Annotated in this window: 17 protein-coding genes and 1 pseudogene; 11 read left to right on the forward strand and 7 right to left on the reverse strand. The window is 64.0% G+C overall.

The features are described 5' to 3' along the window. Positions 1–16 precede the first annotated feature (16 nt). From AU252_RS09560 to AU252_RS09590, 7 genes are all read left to right on the forward strand, one after another. Positions 17–1,195: a Gfo/Idh/MocA family protein gene (locus tag AU252_RS09560; protein WP_058930509.1), complete on the forward strand. Its 1,179-nt coding sequence runs from the start codon at positions 17–19 to the stop codon at positions 1,193–1,195. Between the two features lie 42 nt (positions 1,196–1,237). After that, positions 1,238–1,936, forward strand: coding sequence for a ThuA domain-containing protein (locus AU252_RS09565; protein WP_058930510.1), 699 nt, complete (start codon positions 1,238–1,240; stop codon positions 1,934–1,936). Then, positions 1,921–3,039, forward strand: a complete 1,119-nt coding sequence (locus AU252_RS09570; RefSeq protein ID WP_058930511.1) for a Gfo/Idh/MocA family protein — start codon at positions 1,921–1,923, stop codon at positions 3,037–3,039. The genes AU252_RS09565 and AU252_RS09570 overlap by 16 nt, the downstream gene beginning before the upstream one ends. A gap of 46 nt (positions 3,040–3,085) precedes the next feature. Continuing rightward, positions 3,086–4,123 carry a LacI family DNA-binding transcriptional regulator gene (locus AU252_RS09575; RefSeq protein ID WP_058930512.1) on the forward strand — a complete coding sequence of 346 codons (1,038 nt, stop codon included), beginning with the start codon at positions 3,086–3,088 and terminating at the stop codon, positions 4,121–4,123. Positions 4,124–4,174: 51 nt separating this feature from the next. Further along, entirely contained in the window at positions 4,175–5,284 is a 1,110-nt protein-coding gene (locus AU252_RS09580; RefSeq protein WP_058930513.1) for a GTP pyrophosphokinase, read from the forward strand. Positions 5,285–5,415: 131 nt separating this feature from the next. Further along, positions 5,416–6,768 (forward strand): glycosyltransferase family 87 protein, encoded by a 1,353-nt coding sequence (locus AU252_RS09585; RefSeq protein ID WP_058930514.1) that lies wholly within the window; start codon positions 5,416–5,418, stop codon positions 6,766–6,768. 64 nt (positions 6,769–6,832) lie between these two features. Then, positions 6,833–8,050: a glycosyltransferase 87 family protein gene (locus AU252_RS09590; RefSeq protein WP_205630660.1), complete on the forward strand. Its 1,218-nt coding sequence runs from the start codon at positions 6,833–6,835 to the stop codon at positions 8,048–8,050. A gap of 17 nt (positions 8,051–8,067) precedes the next feature. Here AU252_RS09590 and AU252_RS09595 read toward each other — a convergent pair whose 3' ends face one another. From AU252_RS09595 to AU252_RS09625, 7 genes and pseudogenes are all read right to left on the reverse strand, one after another. Then, positions 8,068–10,236, reverse strand: a complete 2,169-nt coding sequence (locus AU252_RS09595) for an amylo-alpha-1,6-glucosidase (protein WP_058930516.1) — start codon at positions 10,234–10,236, stop codon at positions 8,068–8,070. Between the two features lie 53 nt (positions 10,237–10,289). Beyond that, positions 10,290–11,708 carry an MFS transporter gene (locus AU252_RS09600; protein WP_058930517.1) on the reverse strand — a complete coding sequence of 473 codons (1,419 nt, stop codon included), beginning with the start codon at positions 11,706–11,708 and terminating at the stop codon, positions 10,290–10,292. A gap of 228 nt (positions 11,709–11,936) precedes the next feature. Next, positions 11,937–12,218, reverse strand: a pseudogene (locus AU252_RS09605) (RpiB/LacA/LacB family sugar-phosphate isomerase); the annotation flags it as partial. 18 nt (positions 12,219–12,236) lie between these two features. Continuing rightward, positions 12,237–12,974 carry a fumarylacetoacetate hydrolase family protein gene (locus AU252_RS09610; protein WP_058930518.1) on the reverse strand — a complete coding sequence of 246 codons (738 nt, stop codon included), beginning with the start codon at positions 12,972–12,974 and terminating at the stop codon, positions 12,237–12,239. Between the two features lie 371 nt (positions 12,975–13,345). Then, positions 13,346–13,555 carry a hypothetical protein gene (locus tag AU252_RS09615; protein ID WP_240484365.1) on the reverse strand — a complete coding sequence of 70 codons (210 nt, stop codon included), beginning with the start codon at positions 13,553–13,555 and terminating at the stop codon, positions 13,346–13,348. A 30-nt stretch (positions 13,556–13,585) separates the two neighbouring features. Next, complete coding sequence (locus tag AU252_RS09620) at positions 13,586–14,608, reverse strand: NAD(P)-dependent oxidoreductase (protein ID WP_058930519.1); 1,023 nt, start codon at positions 14,606–14,608, stop codon at positions 13,586–13,588. Further along, complete coding sequence (locus tag AU252_RS09625; protein WP_240484366.1) at positions 14,609–15,577, reverse strand: cyclase family protein; 969 nt, start codon at positions 15,575–15,577, stop codon at positions 14,609–14,611. A gap of 174 nt (positions 15,578–15,751) precedes the next feature. Between AU252_RS09625 and AU252_RS09630 the strand changes: the two genes are divergently transcribed. From AU252_RS09630 to AU252_RS09645, 4 genes are all read left to right on the forward strand, one after another. Continuing rightward, positions 15,752–16,540: an IclR family transcriptional regulator gene (locus AU252_RS09630; RefSeq protein ID WP_205630661.1), complete on the forward strand. Its 789-nt coding sequence runs from the start codon at positions 15,752–15,754 to the stop codon at positions 16,538–16,540. 176 nt (positions 16,541–16,716) lie between these two features. After that, complete coding sequence (locus AU252_RS09635; RefSeq protein ID WP_058930520.1) at positions 16,717–18,222, forward strand: sugar ABC transporter ATP-binding protein; 1,506 nt, start codon at positions 16,717–16,719, stop codon at positions 18,220–18,222. 7 nt (positions 18,223–18,229) lie between these two features. Next, positions 18,230–19,336 (forward strand): ABC transporter permease, encoded by a 1,107-nt coding sequence (locus AU252_RS09640; protein ID WP_083510335.1) that lies wholly within the window; start codon positions 18,230–18,232, stop codon positions 19,334–19,336. Between the two features lie 82 nt (positions 19,337–19,418). Beyond that, on the forward strand, positions 19,419–20,564 hold the full coding sequence (locus tag AU252_RS09645; RefSeq protein WP_058930521.1) for a substrate-binding domain-containing protein: 1,146 nt from the start codon (positions 19,419–19,421) through the stop codon (positions 20,562–20,564). The last annotated feature ends 16 nt before the right edge of the window (positions 20,565–20,580 follow it).

A 20,580-nucleotide genomic window follows, 5' to 3' on the forward strand; every position in this document is an offset into this window, starting at 1 on the left:
TTACGAAAGGAAATCAATGACCTCCGCAAAGCCATTGCGCGTCGGCATGGTGGGCTATGCCTTTATGGGCGCCGCCCACTCCCACGCATGGCGGACAGCACCCCGGTTCTTTGACCTGCCGCTTGAACCCCACCTGACGGCTGTAGCCGGCCGGAACGAAGACGGCGTCCGCGCAGCGGCCGGCAAGCTGGGCTGGAACTCCGCGGAGACAGACTGGCGGCGGCTGATAGAGCGCGATGACATTGACCTGATCGACATCTGTACACCTGGCGACACGCATGCCGAGATCGCGATCGCCGCCCTCGAGGCGGGCAAGCACGTGCTGTGCGAAAAGCCTCTCGCCAACTCCGTTGAGGCAGCGGAGCGGATGACCGTTGCGGCGGAGGCAGCCGCCAAACGCGGAGTGTTCTCGTTGTGCGGCTTCAGCTACCGGCGGACGCCCGCGCTGGCCCTGGCCAGGCGGTTCGTGGAGCAGGGCAGGCTCGGAACCATCCGGCACGTGCGGGCGCAGTATCTGCAGGACTGGCTCTCAGACGAGAACGCGCCCATGACGTGGCGCTTGGACAAGAGCAAGTCCGGTTCCGGTTCCCTCGGCGATATCGGTGCGCACAGCATCGACGCGGCGCAGTGGATCACCGGGCAGACGATAACCGGCGTTTCGGCCCTGCTGGAAACATTCGTTGCTGAGCGCCCGTTGGCCGGCGCTCTCGTCGGCCTGGGCGGACACGGCGATTCGGGCAACGACGCGCCGCGCGGTTCCGTCACGGTCGACGACGCCGCGATCTTCAGCGCCCGGTTCGACGGCGGTCCCATCGGTGTCTTCGAGGCCACCCGTTACGCGTTGGGCCGCAAGAACGCGATGCGGCTCGAGCTGAACGGCACCAAGGGGTCGCTGGCCTTCGATTTCGAGGAAATGAACGTGTTGTCCTTCTACGATGCGGCCGAATCCCCCGACGCGGGCTTCCGGCGGATTTTCGTCACCGAGCCCGAGCATCCGTACGTCGGCAACTGGTGGCCCACCGGCCATGGCTTGGGCTACGAACACGGTTTCACCCACCAGGTGGTGGACTTCGTAACCGCCATTGCGGAGAACCGCCGGCCAGAACCGTCATTCGCCGATGCGTTACAGGTCCAGCAGGTGCTGGCCGCAGTCGAGGACAGCGCGGCGAACTCCAGCCAATGGCAGAAGGTCTAGGACGTTGAGTACAGAACACGGAACCCCAGCAAAGGAAAACCCATGACAGACAGAAAGACCGCACTCGTGGTCCGTGGCGGCTGGGATGGACACCAGCCCATAGAGGCCACAGACCTTTTCATTCCGTACCTGAAGGACAACGGCTTTGACGTCCGGGTCGAAGAATCCCCCAAGATCTACGCCGATGCCGACTACCTTGCCGGCGTTGACCTCATCATGCAGTGCATGACGATGTCCACCATCGAGAAGGATGAATTCGACGGCCTGCGGACCGCCGTCGAGAATGGCACCGGCCTGGCCGGCTGGCACGGCGGGATCGCCGACTCCTACCGGAATACCTCGGACTACCTCCACCTGATCGGCGGACAGTTTGCCTGCCATCCCGGCAACCACCCCGACGAGCGCACCGGCGAACAGTCCGACAACTACGTCCCGTACACCATCAACATGCTTCCCGCCGCGGAAATCCATCCCATCACGCGCGGCATCGGGGATTTCGAACTGGTCACCGAACAGTACTGGGTACTGGCCGACGACTACGTCGATGTCCTCGCCACCACCACCCAGAAGGTCCGCGCCTGGGATCCCTGGAACCGCGAGGTGACCTCGCCGGCCATCTGGACACGGCAATGGGGCCAGGGACGGATCTTCGTCGCCACCCCCGGACACCGGGTGGAAATCCTCCAGGACAGCAACGTCCGCACCATCATCGAAAGGGGCCTGCTGTGGGCAAGCCGTTGAAAGTAGGAATCATTGGATGCGGGGCCATCATCGCCCAGTACCTCGCAAACTTCCGGCGGCTCGATGCCATCGAACTCGTTGCGGTGGCGGATCTGGATCCGTCCCGCGCGCAGGCGGTCGCCGATAACTACGACGGCGTCCGGGCGCTCACGGTCGACGAACTGATCGCCGCCGATGACGTGGACCTGGTCCTGAACCTGACCATTCCCGCCGCCCACGCCCAAGTGGCCCTCAAGGCAATCGCCGCGGGCAAGAGCGTCTACGGGGAAAAGCCGCTGGCGGCCACGACCGGCGAGGCCCGCCAAGTCCTGGAAGCAGCGGCGGCGGCCGGTGTCGCCGTCGGCTGCGCCCCGGACACCGTCCTCGGAACCGGCATCCAGACCGCCCGCAAAGCGATCGACGACGGCCTGATCGGTTCCCCCATCTCGGCCACCGCCACGATGGTCACGCCCGGCCATGAACGCTGGCACCCCAACCCCGATTTTTACTATCAGCCCGGCGGGGGCCCGCTTCTGGACATGGGCCCGTATTACGTCAGTGCGCTGGTCACCCTGCTTGGGCCGGTGGTCTCCGTGACCGGGGCGGCCAGCCACACGCGGACACAGCGGACCATCGGATCGGGCCCCCGGAAGGGCGAGGTAATTCCGGTCAATATGGACTCGCACGTGACGGGAATCCTGGTCCACGCGAACGGGGCTCTGTCCACCTTGGTCATGAGCTTCGACGCCGTCAAGACCAGGTCCTCCAACATTGAGATCCACGGTGAGCGCGGCTCCCTGGTGGTTCCGGATCCGAACCACTTCGACGGTGACGTGGAACTGTTCACCCTCGGCGCCGACTCCTGGACGACCCTTCCGGTCTCGGCCGGGTACGTGGACTCCGGCCGAGGGTTCGGCATCGCCGATCTGGCGGCGACGCCGGAGGGAGCAGAACCGCGCACCGGCGGCCGGCTGGCTCACCACGCGCTTGAAGTCATGGAATCTGTGCTCGAATCGGCCCGGAGCGGATCCTCTGTCCCGATCCAAAGCACGGCGTCACGGCCGGAACTTGTGCCCCTCACCGCATCGCCGGATGACGCCCGCGTTCAGGAGGTCAGCGCGTAGGATCGCGGGTGCAATGCGGAACGTCCCGGCCTATTACGATCGACGTATGGAATCCGCGGAGCAGGTGCAGCAATCCGTCCGCTCTGGGCGGATCACGGCCGCCATGGTCGCGGCCCGCGCCGGCGTCTCGACGGCGACCGTTTCCCTGGTGGCCAACGGCAAGACCGCCGGCCGCGTTTCTGAGGACAACATCGCCAGGGTGCGGGACGCAATTTCCGAGCTCGGGTACGTGGTGGACGGGATCGGCAGCTCACTGGCCAAAGGTGTCAGCTCCATCGTTATCCTCGTGTCTCCGGACATCTCCAACCCGTTTTTCGCCAAGGTGATCGCCGGGGTCCGGGAGTCACTCGGGGCTGATTACCAGCTGCTGCTGTCCGTCACCCCGGCCGGCGAGTTTCCGCAGGCGGGCGATGTCCGGAAGCTGATGGCGCTCCGGCCGGCCGGGCTGCTGGTGGGTGCCCCCAACGCCGAATTCCTGGACGATCTTTCCGCCGCGGGCCCCGTGGTCCTGCTCGATGCCCCGGGGCTGGAGGCCTACGCCCCGTCCGTGAATCTGGACGTTGCGCACGGCGCGCGCCAGCTGGCCGCGCACCTGGCGGACACTGGGCACCGCCGGGTGGCCTACGTGGACAGCGTCACCGGCACAGCCACGTTCGCCATCCGCCGCGGAGCCTTCCTGGACGAGGCAGCGGCCCACGGAATAGCGGTGGAGCCCGGCCACATCATCAGTACCACCATCGACGTCGGCGCGTCCGCCGCCGCGTTCGCCGCCGCCTGGCCGGCATGGCAGCAAGCCGGGGTCACCGCCGTCGTCTGCTGCACTGACACGCACGCCTACGGCGTGCTCCAGGAAGCACGGGTGGCAGGCGTGCAGATTCCGGACGAGCTGGCCATCGCCGGCTTCGACGATCTGCCGTACTCTGCCACCAGCAATCCCAGCCTGACCAGCGTGCACCTGCCGGCAACCTCGCTGGGGCTGAAGGCAGGCGGGCAGCTGCGCCGGCTCATAGAAGGCCACCGGCTGGAGCAGCCGCAGCTGACGCTGGAGAGCTCCCTGGTGGTCCGCAACTCCACCTCGGCATAACACTGTGCCGCATGACAACCCGCTGTCACACCCCCGCCGTAAGCTGGGGGCATGCCGAGTAACTGGGACAGCCTGGACATCAGCCTGCGTGAATCCGTGCAGGAGAACGTGGAGATCTACGAGCGCGTCCGCCCTGCCCTGAAGCTGGTCACCAAGGACGTTCTCCATATCCTCCGCGACATGTTGAAGGACACCGAGGTCACGCCGCTGTTTGTCACCGGACGCACCAAATCGGTGGAATCGTTCCGGGAGAAAATTTCCCGGATTGAGGAACCGCTGGAACCCGGCGGTCCGCCAGTACTGAAGTTCCCGGACCCGTTCCGCACCCTCAACGACATGGTGGGCGTGCGCGTTATCACCAAGCTGCCCGCGGAGAATGCGCTGGTGGCCAACATCATCAAGCGCCAGCGCCAGGTGTTCGACTGCCGCGGCGACCGCGAGAAGGACATCGGCTCCATCGAGTCCGGCACGTACGGCTACTCCAGCCGCCACCTCATCCTGCGCACCATCCAGAACGAGGCCGTCAAGGATTACCAGCAGGCCTTCAACCCGGACGTTCCGGCCAACGGCAGCTACTTCTTTGAATGCCAGATCCGCACCGTCTTCGCCCACGCGTGGAGCGAGATCGAGCACGATATCCGTTTCAAGGCCGAGGACCCGCGCGCCTGGACGCCGCATTTCGACCGCCAGTTCACCGCAACCGCCGCCATGCTGGAAACCGTGGAAAGCGCCTTCGCGGACCTGCACGAACGCTACGAGGAAGTCCGCAGCTACTGGGACATGGACGGTGAAGGCGCCGCGCAGCTTACCCCCAACCGGATCCGCGACGTTTGGCGCACCCTGTTGCCCCATGTGGACCGCAAGGTGGACGACGACTGGGGCTGGGCGGCCGAACTGATGGCGGCCCACGGGCTCAACCAGACCGTCCAGCTGGCGGGCCTGCTCAGCGCCCAGCGGATAACCGAGGTCCGCAAGGCCCTGGACCACCGCTACTCCCCCGGCCCGGACCGCCTGCTGGATGACCTCCTGCTCTGGCAGTACGGCACCAAACACATTGACCTCACCGCAGAGACGCCCGACGCCGTACCGCACCCGCGGCGCGACAGCCTCCTGCGGCGGCTGAAACAGATCGAGCGCTACCGCCAGACCAAGTCCGAGTAGACCGTTCACGGAGCCGCAGGATTATTGGGCACCGGCGACATTCAACTACCCTTGACTCATGGTGGAGGCTGTTGTAAGCGGACCTCCGATGCTCCCGGTTCCAGCCCCGCGGCAAGATCCGGCACCTGTTTATGCCCCTCTCTGACAAGGATTCCGCCATTTCCACGGACGCATTCTTCGCCACGCTCACCCGGATCCGCAATGTCATCCTGCCTGCGGCAGCACGGTCCTGGCTGAACACGCCCCGTGGACTGCTCACGGGCTTTGTCCTGGTGCACCTGGGTTTCCTGATCTTCGCGGCGCTGCTGTCCCTGCGCGGCGAAGCGTTCAGTGACACCTTCATTTACCGCGACTGGGCCCGGGCGGGTTTCGATGAAGCGAACCTCAGCGGCGGCCCCAGCCCATGGGTGTACCCCATCCTCGCGCTGATCCCGATGGCACTTGCAGGGCTTGCCGGTCCCGGACCGTTCTTCTTCCTCTGGGTGCTGATGACCACTATCCTCAACGGCTGGGCCCTGGCCAAGCTCACTGACCGTGGCCGCAACCAAGCCGCCATCCCGGCAGCCTGGTGGTGGCTGGTCTTCACCCTGCTCATGGGTTGGCTTGGCTTCGCACGCGTGGACGGCCTCACCGCACCGATCGTCCTGGTGGCCCTGGCCTATGGTGTGGGCCGGCCGTTTATCGCGTCGGTCCTGCTTGCCGCGGCCACCTGGGTAAAGGTGTGGCCGGCCGCCGTCATGCTGGCCCTCTTCGCCGTCGTCAAGAACCGCCTCCTGGTGGTGCTGGCCGGTGTGGCCACGTCAGCGGTGGTGGTGGCACTCGCCGCCGCGGTTGGCAGTGTGCCCAAGCTGCTGAACTTCCTGACCCAGCAGGGCGACAGGGGCATGCAGCTCGAGGCAACATTCACCACCCCGTGGCTGTGGCTGTCCGTGCTGAACATCGGCGACTCCCGGATGTACATGAACACCGCTATCAACTCCATGCAGGTGGACGGCCCCGGCACGGCCGTGATGTCGGTGCTGATGCAGCCGCTCCTCATCCTTGCTGCGCTGCTGGTGGCCGGGCTGACCTTCTGGGCGCTGCACAACGGCAAGCTCAACGGCAACGGAAAGGCCGACGGCGGCGTGGACCGCACCGAGCTGCTGCTGGCCGGCGCGCTCACCCTGGCCACCGCCTTTGTGGTGTTCAACAAGGTGGGCTCGCCCCAGTTCATGGTGTGGCTGGCCCCGGCCGTAGCGGTGGGCCTGGCGCACAGCTGGCATGAGTGGCGGGTCCCCGCGGCCATGCTCATCGCCATCGCCGTGGCCACGTTCTTCATCTACCCGCTGTTCTACGATGCGCTCAGCCACAACAACCCCCTCATGGCCGGCGTGCTGACCATCCGCAACGTCCTCCTGGTGGTCCTGTTCCTGTGGTCGGTCCGGCGCCTGTACTCGCTGGGCAAAAAGACTTCAGCGTCCGTCCCCGCGCTCAAGGAGTCCTAAGATTTCCACGAAGTTCTTCGACCGGCTGGTCAGCGTCCGCAGCACCGTCCTGCCCGCCCGCGTAGTGGACTGGTTCGCCCGTCCGTCCAGCGTCTGGTGGGGCTTCGCGGTCATCCACCTGTACTTCCTGGGCTGGATGGCGTCCTTCTTCCTCAACGGCGATACGTTCAGCGACACCGAGCAGTACCGCCAGTGGGCCATGGACGGCTACAACCCGGACAGCCTGGACGGCAAGATCAGCCCCTGGGTCTACCCGGTGCTGGCGCAGATCCCGATCTTCCTCGCGAACATTGCCGGACCCAGCCTGTACCTCCTGTGCTGGTTCCTGATCATCACAGCGCTCAACGCCGTCGGGCTTACCTTCCTGACGCGCGGTCCGCGGAAGGTGAAGGGAATCGCCCCGGCCTGGTGGTGGCTGTTTTTCACCGTCTTTATGGGTTACCTCAGCTTCGCCCGGGTGGAGGGCATCACCGCCCCCATCGTGCTGATTGCCCTGTTGTACGCGGCCGAACGCCCCGTGGTGGCAGGGATCCTGCTTAGCGTGGCCACCTGGCTCAAGGTGTGGCCGGCAGCGGTCCTCGTGCCGATCGTCATTGCCAGCCGCAAGCGGATCCAAGTGCTGGCGTCCGGCGTCGCAGTCACCGCCGTCGTGGGCCTGGGCACGTACCTTTCCGGCGGCCTGCCTCACATCATGGACTTCCTGACCAACCAGGGCGAACGTGGCATGCAGCTTGAAGCCACGTTCTCCACACCGTGGGTGTGGCTCAGCGTATTCAACATCGCCGGGTCCAAGATGGCGGACAACACGGCCATCAACTCCACCGAGGTCTACGGCCCGGGCGCCGACGTGGCCGCCTTCCTGATGCAGCCCCTGCTGATCCTCGCCGCCGTGGTAGCCGCCGTCCTGCTGGTCCGGGCGCTGAACCGCGGCGCAGAGCGGGAGGAACTCTTCCTTGAGGGCGCGCTGATGATGACCACGGCATTCATTGTGTTCAACAAGGTGGGTTCGCCGCAGTTCATTGTCTGGCTGGCCCCCGTGATCATCGCGGGCCTCACGCACGACTGGGACCGCTGGAAGGTCCCGGCGGCGCTGCTCATGGGGATCGCCGTGACCACCTTTGTGATCTACCCACTGTTCTACACGCCCCTGATCCACGCCCACCCGGTCATGGCCGCCATCCTGACCACGCGCAACGTGCTCCTGGTGGTGCTGCTGTGGTGGTCGGTGAAGCGGACCGCGGAGCTGGGCCGCAAATCGCAGGCGGTCCCTCAGGCCGCCTGACTACGTCAGCGGGCGCACTAACGCCGCCGGGGCTCTCGGTGTAAGCCGGCTTGCTCCACCAGTTCAGTCAGGTAAGGCCGTTGCCCCGGACGCAATTTCAGTCCTTCTGGCAGCCCTAGAACGGAGGGGATGCAGCTAACGATGTCGATAGTGATCCGGCCCCCAGCCACGGGGGCGTTGCTGATATGCAGGTCGCCGTAAGACTCGGGCAAGACTGGATCCACCCATAGCCCGCCGAGGGAGACATGGGTGTCGTACCGCATCAGATTCGTCACCAGCCGGATGGGTGTGGTGGCCGCCCAGGCCTGGGGCGAGCAGGCCGTCGGGTAAGGGACAGGCTCGGCAATCTGGTCTCGGCTGAAACCGCAGAACAGCTCCGGCAGGCGGCCGTCGTAGAACTCGGCTGCCTCCAAGATGGCCGTAGATATCCGCTGTGCCTGGGCTATGAAGCCGTACCGCAGCAGGCCGCTGGCGATGAGCGCATTGTCGTGAGGCCAGACCGAGCCGTTGTGGTAGCTCGCTGGGTTGTAGGCGCCCATGTCGCTCGCGAGGGTCCGCACGCCCCAGCCACTGAACATCTCCGGAGACATCAGCCGTTCCACGACAAGCGGTGCTTTGTCCTCGTCGATGAGGCCGTAGACCAGGCAGTGGCCCATGTTGGAGGCGCAGGCGTCAACCTGCCGCTTCTTGCCGTCCAATGCGATCGCGTAGTACCCGCGGTCAGGCATCCAGAACTGCTCATTGAACCTTTTCTTCAACTGCGCTGCCTGGTCGGCGTAATCATGCGCCAAAGCCACGTCACCAGCGTCGTAGGCCATCCATGCGCGCGCTGTGTATGCCGCATAAACGTAGCCTTGCACCTCGCAAAGCGCAATGGGCGGCTCGGCCAGGCGGCCGTCGGCGAAGTTGATTCCGTCCCAGGAGTCCTTCCAGCCCTGATTAACGAGCCCCCGGGGGTTGAGACGCTCATATTCGACGAACCCATCACCGTCTTTGTCACCGTAATCCTTGATCCACGCCAGCGCCCGGTCGGCGTGCGGTAGCAGGGCTGCGATGGTGTCCCTGGCGAATCCCCAGCGGCTAACCGATCCAAGCGCCAACACGAACAGCGGAGTCGCGTCCACGCTGCCGTAGTAGATGGATTTTCCGCCTAGTGCCAGGCCGCTGGAGACATCGAGCCGGACTTCGTGCAGGATTTTCCCGGGCTCCTCCTCGCTCATGGGATCCACCGCGCTGCCTTGGCGGTCCGCCAACGTCTGCAGCGTACCCAAGGCCAGTGAGGGGTCCACCGGCAGCGCCATTTCCGAGGCCAACAGCGAGTCGCGGCCGAACAGGGTCATGAACCAGGGTGCTCCGGCAGCCACCACAATGCGCTCGGGATGATTCGGGTCCTCGATGCGAAGGGCGCCTAGATCGTCGTAGCTCCGCCGTAAAGTCCGTTCGATGGAGCGGTTTCCCATGTGCAGCACAGGAATCTTGGCCACCCATTCCTGCCGGCGCCGGTCCATGGGAGATAATCCGTCCTCACCCACCTTGACGAACGACGGCGGACGCGGACTTGCTGTTTCGTCGCTGGGCACGGCGGTGAGGAGCGTGCTCCACTGAGTGTGCGGCGCGACGGAGATACGGTACTTGAGGCCTTCCGGTGAGACGTCCGCACCGGGGGCGTGGACAAGAATGCCCTTCCGGACATCCTGCCAAGCACCCCTGATGGTCAACGAATCGCCCTCAACTACCCGGGATTCATCCCAGCGACGCTGGATCCGCGCCTCCTTAACTTCGAAAAGATCCGCAAAGTCCGCCGCAATGCTTACAGATATGACGCATTCAGCAGGTTCCACGGAGTAATTGCGGATAGTGACCTGCTCCTGGATGCCGGCACCCACCTCCCGCAGGCGCTCCACGATCAGCGGGCTGTCAGCGTACCCGTCAGAACGAGGGACGCGCCCTACAAACAGCGCCCGGTACGGCTCCTTCATATTGGCTGCCAGGGACTCAAGCGGCTCGTCGTTAACAGTCAGGTTCCAGCCGGACAGAATCCGAGTGTCCTCAAAGAAGACCCCGTGCGGGTGTTCGGGATGAATATCCCCATTGGGCAATGAGATACAGAAGGAGGAGCCCTCCACCAGAGTGACCGTCCCGGCCCCTAACGGGCCGGCCGCTGTGTCGGCGTTCCATCCAGCCATCCCCGGTTCCTCCAATAGATTTGACCGCAGGTTTGAAAAGGTGAGGGTTTTAGTTAGGCCAAGCTGCCGTGGCCGCGGTTGCTCCTTGGCGAGGTCGGCGTCGGACGTTGACTCACCTGGTCGGCGGTATCCCTCGAGGCGTCCTCGATCAGCGTCAGATCGCGGCCGCGTGTTTCGGGCACCAGGAAAGTAGTAGCAAACGTAATGACGGACAGCACGAAGACGTAGGTCGCCACCGGCCACCACGCACCGCCGCTGATGCTGATCAACCACGCGCCCGCCACGGGCGCGATCCCGCCGGCAAGCACCGCGCTGAATTCGCGGGCTGTAGCGACACCAATGTAGCGGTGGCGGTTGCCGAAGAGTTCGGGCAAGAGAGCGCACTGTGAACCCAGCATCGTATTGACTCCGAAGCCGATAGCCACCGTGATAACCAGGATGATGACCACAGGATTGCCCAGGGACAGCAGCCACCAACCGGGGAAGGCCAGCACCAGCAGGACGCCGGCACCGAAACGATATACCGGAATCCGACCGAAACGGTCCGACAGAGCGCCGGCCCACGGGACCGAGACCATGCCAACGAGCGAGCCGACGGCGACTGCCAGTGGACCGATCCAGCTCTCCACACCGACTGTGGTGACCACAAAGCTGACGGCAAGGGTATTGAAGAGGTAGGAGCCGCCGTTCTCCGCCATCCGCAGCCCGATGCCGCGCAGCACGTTGATCAAGGACCGACTGAACACTTCACGCAGCGGGCTGTGGGAGATCTGTTCCTGCTCTTCGAGCACGATGAACGTGGGGCTCTCTCTGAGGCGGAGGCGGATGAACAATGCGATAGCGATAAGCAGGATAGAAGCCAGAAAAGGAATCCGCCAGATCCCCGAGAGCAGCACATCCGTGGGCAGAGTCCCCAAATAGATGAAGACGCCGGCAGCCAACAGGGTGCCGGCCTGTATACCGATAAACGGCAGGGCAGCGAAGAACCCCCGACGACGCACCGGCGCATATTCGGCCATCAGTACAGTGGCCCCCGCTTGCTCCGCCCCCGCCCCAAAACCCTGCAGGAGCCGCATCAGGACCAGAAGGGCCGGCGCCCAGATACCGATCTGGTCGTACGTTGGTAATGCACCCACCAGTGTGGAGGCCCCGCCCATCAGCAGGATGGTGGCCACCAGCACCCATTTCCGGCCAAGCTTGTCGCCGACTGTGCCGAAGAAAAGTCCGCCCAGGGGCCGAGCAACAAATGCAACCCCGAATGTGGCAAAGCTGGCAACAGTCCCCGTGGCAGGGTCAAGGTTGGAAAAGAAAACCCTGCTGAAGATCAGGGCGGAGGCAAGCCCGTAAAGGGCAAAATCATAGTACTCCAAGGCGCTTCCCACGCTTGACGCGAAAGTTGCCCGGCGAAGATTCGTCGCGTACTCAGGATCAGTGGAGCCCTTGCTGCTGCTTGCTGCTGCACCGGAATTCAAAGTGACCTGCCTCCGACAGCCGACCTCGGAGTGCCGGCTTGTCCGATGAAAAGTCACCGCTGACTCGAGGCTTCGGCCCACGGGCGATTGTTGCCCGATAGCAGCAATATAGGACGATCCAGAACCGTATTCAATGCCTTTCAGTTGATTGCATTTTCAACGCCGGGACCGGCGATCCTGGGCATCAGTCGACGACTTCGCAGGTGGTCTCGTATGTGGCGATTTTGTTGCACGGACGCCCTTGACCTTGTTGGCGGCGATCTGTTCTCCGTTCCCGGAGCCGCCCAGCACGATACCCAGCGCATGCACCCCGGCCTGCTGATCCGCCACGACGGCCAGCGCCGCGTTGAGGCAGAAAGACGGGTAGTCGTCCTGTGGGTCATAGTCTTTGGGTCCATGATTCACCACGTCAAAGCCCTTTGCCGTGAGGTGACTGACCAGGTGGGCGCTCAGCTGTACGCCGGCGTGGTCAGTGGCTATGTGGACCCGCGAGAATGGACGGCGTCTCACGTAGGTCGGGGCCGGCACCTAGGCAATCGTGTTGGTCAGGGTTCCAATTCCGCCAAGAACGCCGTTGACGCGGTCGCCGGGCTGCACGGCTACTGCGGTTCCCGGAGCGCCTGTCATTACTACGTCTCCGGGTTCAAGGGTCAGCCAAGACGTTACGTAGACAAGGCAGTCCACCACGGAAGAGGGCAGGTTGAACGTCCCAGACTTCGCTTTGACCACTCCGTTGATGATCACGTCAATCCCTACGAGATCCGGATCCGGGATTTCAGTTTCGATCCACGGACCGAGGGGGGTGTAGTTGCCTCCGGCCTTGCCCTGGAAGTTTCGTTCGTCCACCGCGCCCTGGTCCACGTTGGTAACGTCATTGACGCACGTGAAGCCGAGAACGTGCTCAAGGGCATTCTCGACGGTGAGTTCCGTAGCGCTTTTCCCGATCACGACGGCGAGCTCACCTTCGACGTTGACCGTGCCGCGGCCCCGGGCGGCGGCTATGTGATCCCCGGGGTTGGCCACCGTGTGAACAGACTTGTGCCACGCCTGGATGGGCAGCGGATGGCTGTTCAGCGTCCGGTTGTGCGCGATGCCGAGCACGACGGCGGGCAGGACGGGTGCGAGGAAGACCGCTTCGTCGTCTCGGGTTATTCCGCCGGTGTAGCTGAGCGCGTCTTCAAATGGGTTAACTGTGTGATGCCAGCTGCCGTTCCGCTCCACAGCATATTGCGGGCCGTCGGCAGTTTTGATTCTGGCGATGCGCATGGGACTCCTGATGTTGTCTGGTTGGGGGCACGCAGGCCGGTTAACCCGTCGTTGCGCTACTGCAGGTATCTGAACACGCCCCACGGCGTGCGGTTCCTTAAGGTGCAAGTGCTGCTGTGTCTTGCGGCGAAGGTGGGGCGGCGGTCCTTGGTTTCGGCACGGAAAGAAGCGTGCCCGCCGCATGCCAGGCACCTCAGATGGTCGCGGCGGGAGCGTTGCCACGCTTGCTCCCGAGCCGCGAATTCAGCAACGTTCCAATCCTTGCCGTCCACTTCGCTCAAGGCGCGTTTCACTTCTGAAGTCCTTCACAACCCAGGCGCCAGCCTCCGGGAGCTTCACGGAGGCTGCGCGGCCGGGAACCAGCCAGCGAATCAGGCCTTCTCATGTGTGTAGCCGAACGGTACGTCGTGGCTCAGCTCGATGGTGAACCGTCCCGGTCCGTGCTTGGTGACGAGAATTCCGGCGGTTCTTTGTGCGAGGGCCCGTGCTTGGAACTCGCGGACGCGGGAATTCAGTGTTTGGTCCACTTCCCGGGCGTGGTGGACGACCACTTCCATTTTTTCAAACGCAGTCTCTGTCATGCTTTTACTTTCTGTTCTTGCGGGGGTTTGTTAGCCGACCCTCAGGGCGAGTCGTTCCTTGAAGGCCACTGTCTCGAGGACGTCGCGGTTGATCACGTATTCGGGCGTGCGTCCGTTGGCCACGTTGACGATTGCGCGTACGCAGCTGCTGCCGTTGCCCAGGGACATCTCATCAGTCCAGGAGAGGCAGTGCGGGGACAGCGTCACGTTGTCCATGCCGATGAGCTCGTTGGTGACGGGTTCCTGTTCAAACACGTCCAGCCCGGCTCCGGCGATGCTTCCGATGGCCAGGGCGGAGATTAGGTCCTGCTCGTTAATGATGGGACCGCGCGCCATGTTGATGACCACGGCAGTGGATTTCATCCGCTCCAGAATCGCGGCATTGACGATGTGGCGGGTCTGCTCGGTGAGGACCGCCATCACTATGAGGGCGTCACACTCGGTGGCAACATCGCCCAGTTCCATCAATTCCACACCGAGTTCGCGGGCCCGCTCGGGCGGGCAGAAGGGATCGTGGCCCACGTACCGGACGCCGAAGGGCTGCAACAAACGAATCAGCTCACCGCCCGTATTTCCGACGCCGAGCAGGCCGATGGTCTTGCCTGTCAGCCCCGTGCCCATGAAGCTTTCGCGGCGGTCCCAGGACTTTTCGCGGACTAAGCGGTCCTTCAGTACCGTGTTGTGCAGGACGGACAGGAGCATGGACAAGGTGGCTGTGGCCACCGGGCCGCGGGCACCGTCGGGAGTGATGGTTGCTACCGTTCCTGCACGCGTGCAGGCCTGGAGGTCCACTGCGTCGAATCCGACGCCGAACCGGGCCAGGATGAGCGGTGGATTCGTCACTCCCGCGAAGGATTCCGCCATGACGGCGGGGGCGGCGTAGAGGATGGCGTCGTAGCGCTCCAGCTGTGCCGGTGTGAGGACCTCGGCCCCGTCTTTCATGTACTCGCAGTTCAGTCCGGCGTCGTCGAGGCCGGCAAGGCCGATGTCGCCCCAGACGTTGTTGCCGTCGGAGTCCAGGAAGTCAGGGGAGATTCCTACTGTGAATGCCATTTAGAAGACCGCCAAGGGGTTTACGGGCGAACCGGTGCCGCGGGGAATATTGAGGGGAGCAACCATGAACATGAACCGGTAGCGGTCCTCCTCGGCGCAGGCAGCGCCGAGTTCTTCGAGGTCGAGGTTGTCAAGCAGGGGCAGTCCCATCGCGGTGATCGCAAGGATGTGGATGGGCGAGTGGATGCCGGGAGTGGGGGAAGGACGGACGTCGGAGTCGCCATCGCCACCCAAAAGGCTGATTCCGCGTTCTGCCAGCAGCGGCATGCAGTCAACGTGCAGCCCGGCGCTCAGGTCAGAGGAGTCCCAGATCCCGAGTTCGCGGGCGCGGCGGAAGTGGCCGGTGCGGATCAGGACGGCGTCGCCCTGCCTGATGTCCAGGCCGAGCCGTGCTTCAGCCGCAAGGATGTCCTCGGCATGGATGGCTGTTCCGGGTTCGAGCCACGGCACGTCGAACAGGACAGTGAAGTCAAGAAGCACGGCAGGTGCCACCAGGGAGCCCAGCGCGCTGACCGATCCGAACTCGGCCCCTGTGGCGGTCACAACGTCCTTGGAGGTCTGTCCTTCGTACAGGAGTCCCTTGTAGGCGATATGGCTAAGGGCATCCAGATGGCTGACCGCTTTGCCGTGGTAGTCCACGCCGATGAAGTCCTTGTTGCAGGACGGTTCCGGGGCTTCCCGCACACCAAGATCGGTCATGTAGTGCAGGGCCGGGTTGGCGTTGGACGGTCCGCTCACCGTGTTCCACGGCAGGGCAGTCGGTACTACGCGTCCACTGCTGACGAGGGAAGCCGCTTCAAGGACCGAGGCGGACGTCACGGTCTGCCAGGCCCCCGCCGAGGGGTTGCTGTAGGTGCCCCAGGTTTTGACTTGTTCGAAGACCTCCTCGAAGCGGTCCTGCTCGACGGCAGGCCCGTTGGTTGTTGGGGCTCGGTAGAGTGAACTTGCCCTGATGTCTTCCGCGCACACGGCGTACTCCTTGAAATTAGGGACCGCTCTGGATCCCGCTATGGATGCTCCTCTGGGAGCTTGCCCGGATGCATTGATTGCCACCGGTCGTGAATCGGGAGTCAGGAGGGGTGACTCGGTAATGATAAGCCAATATACTGGTCACAAGTCAAGATCTTGGACAAGGGAACTAAAATGACAACAGAGACAAATTCCGGCGCTCAGAGCTCAGTTCCGGCCATAACGCGGGCGATGGCCATCCTGGATTTCATCGCGGCTGCTGGCCAGGCCGGCCTCAGCGTGCCTGAGATTGCGAAGTCCATGGACCTGGCCAAGTCGTCCACAGCCAATATCTGCGCTGCGCTGGAAGGCGAAGGGATGCTCCGGCGCTCGGACGGGCGGTTCACGCTGGGGCGGCGGATCCTGTCTCTCGCCGGTGACTACCTCCGTTCGGCTGACCAGCTGTCCGAGTTCTACGCCTTGTGCCGGCGCTCCCGGCTGATTTCGCGTGAGGCTGCCCGGCTGGCACTGCTGGATGGAACCGACGTCCTTTACCTGGCGCGCTATGAGGGAACCAACCCGATCAGGCTCACGGCCAACATCGGCGACCGCTTCCCCGCTCACGTCACCGCCACAGGCAAGGCCGTTTTGTCCACATTGCCTGACGCCGTCGTGGAGGACCGGTACCGGGGCAAAACCTTTGTGCCGTTTACCTCACGCTCCCTGACAAGCATCTCTGAACTCATGTCCGACCTGGAGAAGTCCCGCCACCGCGGTTACTTCATGGATGACGAAGAGACCACCATCGGGGTGGTGTGCTTCGCCATACCCGTGGTGGACATCCCGGGTGAGCCTGCACAGTTCGCCATCAGCGCCACCCTGCTCAAGGCCCGGGCTGACGAGCTGGACCACGCGGAGATCGTGGAGGAGCTGCAGCAAATCGCCCGCGCCCTGGCCAACCCGCTCAGCTCCCACTCGCTTTAATTTCCTCGCCTGAGCGCACTTTCCATGCGGCGCGCACCCCCTCTCCCCTGGAGAGCTGGTACCAGTTACCGACTCGCTCTTGACCAACATGTTGTTTGTAGTACAGGATATTGGTCAATCAGGTCATTGGTGACCACCCAGAATTTTTCGCAGCACTGGGGCTGCAAGGAGCGAACATGGGACTTCATCCCCCCTCGAAGCCGCTGATTCAGATTGAACAACTATCCAAGCGGTTCGGAGTAAACGCGGCTTTAAAGGAGGTCAACCTCACGCTGGAAGCCGGCAGCATCCACGCGCTGCTCGGCCAAAACGGCGCCGGCAAGTCCACACTGATCAAAATCCTCTCCGGGTTGTACTCGCCCACCAGCGGCGAAATCACAGTCGCGGGGCATGCACTCGGCACCCCCGAAGCAACGGCGAGCATGGCTTTCATCCACCAGGACCTTGGCCTGGTGGATTCCATGACCATCGCGGAGAACATTGCGTTGAGCACCGGCTTTGGCCGCGCCGGCGGATTCATCTCCTGGCGCCAGGTCCGGGATGACGCCGCCCAGGCGCTTCAGACCGTGGCCTCCCACCTCGAACCCGACCGGTACGTCTCGGAATTGACCCGCGCGGACAAGTCACTGGTGGCCATCGCCCGGGCACTGGCCTCAAACGCTTCGGTCATTGTGCTCGATGAGCCCACGGCGAGCCTTCCGGCAGCGGATTCCCGCAGGCTCTTTGACGTGCTGGAGAAACTTCGCAGCAACGGCCACGGGCTCCTCTACGTCAGCCACCGCCTGGACGAAGTCTTCGCCATCTCGGACACCGTCACCGTCTTGCGGGACGGCCGGCTGATCCATAGCGGCCCCATCGCCCAAAAATCCCCTCGGGAGCTTGTCGTGGACATCGTGGGCCACAAGCCCGTCAGCTACACCTCCGGAACCGGGGTGCAACCGGATGTCGAGCGCCTAGTAGTCCGTGAACTGGCCACAACACAGACCCGGCCTGTGTCGTTTTCCGTTCACGCCGGAGAAGTCGTCGGCATGGTGGGCCTGACCGGAGCGGGCCACATGGAACTCGGGCGCTCCCTCGCCGGCGCATACAGGATCACCTCCGGAACCGTCCTGCTGGATTCAAAGGCGTACCAGCCCCGCACGCCGTCGGACGCGGTGGAGTCCGGCGTTGGATTCGTCACCAGCAATCGGATGGACGAAGGCTGCGCCCCCGAGCTGACACTCCGCGAGAACTTCCTGCCAAATCCCGGCATCCGCTCGAAGAACCCGTTCGCCTGGACCAGCCCCAAGGCCGAACGGAAGCTCGCCGGTGAACTCGTGGAGCGGTACGGCGTCAGGCCGGCGTTGACGGAAGTGGCGATTGCCACGCTGTCCGGCGGCAATCAGCAGAAAATCATGATCGGCCGGTGGCTCAGTACTCGGAGGAAGCTCATCATCCTCGAAGAACCCACCGCTGGCGTGGACGTCGGCGCCAAAGCAGACATCTACACACTGCTGGAAGAGTCGCTCGCGGCCGGGCTCGCCGTCCTGATGATCTCAACCGACTTCGAGGAAGTCGCCAACGTCTGCCACCGTGCACTCGTTTTTGTCCAGGGAACCGTCACCGCGGAGCTATCCGGCGCTGACCTGACCATTTCAAACCTCACTGCGGCGGCCTCCGGTGCTGCTCTCACTTCGGAGTAATCCTCACATGACCCAGCTAAACACCAATCGCCAGCGCGGCGGCGCAGCCCACCTCCTCGGACCCTACGGACTCGTCCTCATCCTGGTGGTGCTGTTCGCGGTATTTGCACTGATCCTGCCGCAGACCTTCCTCTCCGGCCGGAACTTCAACGCCATCCTCAGCAACCAGGCAATTCCGGCACTGCTGGCGCTGGGGGCCATGATCCCCATCGCCACCGGAAAGTTCGACCTCTCCATCGGGTATGGCCTCGGGCTCTCCCACGTCATCGTCCTAAAGCTCATTGTGGACGGCAACATGCCCTGGGGCATCGCCGCCCTGGTGGCCATCGCCGTGATGGCGCTGGTGGGCGTCATCAACGGCCTCCTGGTCGAATTCGGGCAGATCGATTCCTTTGTTGCCACCCTGGGCACGGGAACTGTCCTGTATGCCATCACTGGAGCCATCACCAACGGCGCCCGTGTGGTGCCGGGTGACGGAGGCCTGCCTGTCTCCTTCAAGGACCTCTACGATTCCAAAATCGCCGGAGTCCCCATCGTTGCGGTGTACCTGCTGATCGTCGCCGTGATCCTGTGGATCCTGTTTGAACGGCTGCCGCTTGGACGCTACTTCTACGTGCTGGGTTCCAACCCCCGCGCCGCCGCGCTGATGGGGATTCCCACCAAGCGCTACTCCATCTACGCCTTCGCATTCTCCGCAGTGGTCACCGGTGTGGCCGGGGTGCTCCTCGCCTCGCAGCAGCAGATCGGAAACCCCAGCGTCGGCATGGACTATCTGTTGCCGGCCTTCGTCGGTGCGCTGCTGGGAGCCACGGCCATCAAGCCCGGACGCGCCAACGTGATTGGCACCCTGGTTGCGGTCATCACCTTGGCCATCGGCCTGGCCGGCATCTCCCAGTTGGGCGCCCAGTTCTGGGTCACTCCGCTCTTCAACGGTGTCACCCTGCTGATCGCCGTCGGCCTGGCCGGGTACTCCGCCCGGCGCAAGCTTCGGGCCGGCGCAGTGGCAGCCCCGCCGCCCACCTTGCCCACAGCGGACGACGCCGGCCCCTCGGCTCCCGCCGGACCTGCCACTACTGCAGCGCTTCCGCCGGCCCCGGCCACCACTGCCCACTAGGCGCCACGGCTCCAACGCACCACCACCAGTAACACCCCCAACGCACCAACAGGCACTTTCCCCATGACTGAAAGGCTTCACCATGAACCACTCTGCCCCCCGACTGCTGCTCGCGGCCGGCGCCATTATGGCCCTTGGGCTCACGGCCTGTACCAGCGGATCCTCCGAGTCGGCCGCCGCCGGCGCAACGGCTGCCGGGGACAGCGGCTGTGCCGACGTCGTGGCCACCGCTCAGAAGGATGTTGACGCGGCGTCCAAATCGGATACCCTCTGGAACGGACCCACCACCGGGCCCAAGGCTGCCGCGGGAAAGACCCTGGTCTACGTCGCCCAGTCCATGACCAACCCCGGCGTCGCCGGTGTGGCGAAGGGACTGCAGGAAGCGGCAGCGGCCATCGGCTGGAATGTTAAGGTCATCGACGGACTCGGGACTCCCGCGGGCATCCAGAGCGCCTTCAGCCAGGCCCTGACCACCAAACCGGACGGCATCGTCATCGGCGGATTCGATCCGAAGACCACGGCAGCCCAGGTTGCCGAGGCGAACGCGGCGAACATCCCGCTGGCCGCCTGGCAGGCACTCTCCACACCCGGACCCAGCACCGACCCGCTGCTGTTCACGAACATCACCACGAAGGTTGAGGACGTCGCAAAAATCAGCGCCGACTACGTCATCGCCAAATCGAACGGCAATGCCGGCGTCGTGATCTTCACTGACTCCTCCATCCCGTTCGCCGAGGGCAAATCGCAGATGATCAAGAAGGAACTGGAAACCTGCTCGGGCATCAAGGTCCTGGAGTACGACAACGTTCCGCTTTCCGACGTCAGCGCCAGGATGCCACAGGAAGTGTCCTCGCTGCTGAGCAAGCACAACGAAGCTTGGACCTATTCAGTGGCCATCAACGACGTCTACTACGAAAACGCTGCGGCCGCCTTGCGGGCAGGCGGCGTAAAGGCCGGCGGCGGACCGTTCAACGTGGGGGCCGGCGACGGTGACTCCTCAGCGCTGCAGCGTATCAAGGCCGACGAATACCAGGCCGCGACGGTTCCGTCGCCCCTGAAGTCCGAGGGATGGCAGATCGTGGATGAGCTCAACCGCGCCTTCAACAACGAGCCCGCCAGCGGCTACGTCCCGCAGATCCACGTCTCCACGAAGGAAAACACCACTGCCACGGATGCCTGGGATCCAGTGGGTTACCAGGACGCGTACCGCACCATCTGGGGCAAGTAGTCCGGGGCAGTCCGGC

This window comes from Pseudarthrobacter sulfonivorans (genome assembly GCF_001484605.1).
GTDB classification, from domain to species: Bacteria; Actinomycetota; Actinomycetes; order Actinomycetales; family Micrococcaceae; genus Arthrobacter; species Arthrobacter sulfonivorans_A.

Coding starts and splice junctions, on each gene's coding strand:
- AU252_RS09585 (WP_058930514.1), top strand. CDS start 5,416: ATGCCCCTCTCTGACAAGGATTCCGCCATTTCCACGGACGCATTCTTC.
- AU252_RS09640 (WP_083510335.1), top strand. CDS start 18,230: ATGACCCAGCTAAACACCAATCGCCAGCGCGGCGGCGCAGCCCACCTC.
- AU252_RS09595 (WP_058930516.1), bottom strand. CDS start 10,236: ATGGCTGGATGGAACGCCGACACAGCGGCCGGCCCGTTAGGGGCCGGG.
- AU252_RS09575 (WP_058930512.1), top strand. CDS start 3,086: ATGGAATCCGCGGAGCAGGTGCAGCAATCCGTCCGCTCTGGGCGGATC.
- AU252_RS09560 (WP_058930509.1), top strand. CDS start 17: ATGACCTCCGCAAAGCCATTGCGCGTCGGCATGGTGGGCTATGCCTTT.
- AU252_RS09635 (WP_058930520.1), top strand. CDS start 16,717: ATGGGACTTCATCCCCCCTCGAAGCCGCTGATTCAGATTGAACAACTA.
- AU252_RS09645 (WP_058930521.1), top strand. CDS start 19,419: ATGAACCACTCTGCCCCCCGACTGCTGCTCGCGGCCGGCGCCATTATG.
- AU252_RS09615 (WP_240484365.1), bottom strand. CDS start 13,555: ATGACAGAGACTGCGTTTGAAAAAATGGAAGTGGTCGTCCACCACGCC.
- AU252_RS09630 (WP_205630661.1), top strand. CDS start 15,752: ATGACAACAGAGACAAATTCCGGCGCTCAGAGCTCAGTTCCGGCCATA.
- AU252_RS09620 (WP_058930519.1), bottom strand. CDS start 14,608: ATGGCATTCACAGTAGGAATCTCCCCTGACTTCCTGGACTCCGACGGC.
- AU252_RS09610 (WP_058930518.1), bottom strand. CDS start 12,974: ATGCGCATCGCCAGAATCAAAACTGCCGACGGCCCGCAATATGCTGTG.
- AU252_RS09565 (WP_058930510.1), top strand. CDS start 1,238: ATGACAGACAGAAAGACCGCACTCGTGGTCCGTGGCGGCTGGGATGGA.
- AU252_RS09580 (WP_058930513.1), top strand. CDS start 4,175: ATGCCGAGTAACTGGGACAGCCTGGACATCAGCCTGCGTGAATCCGTG.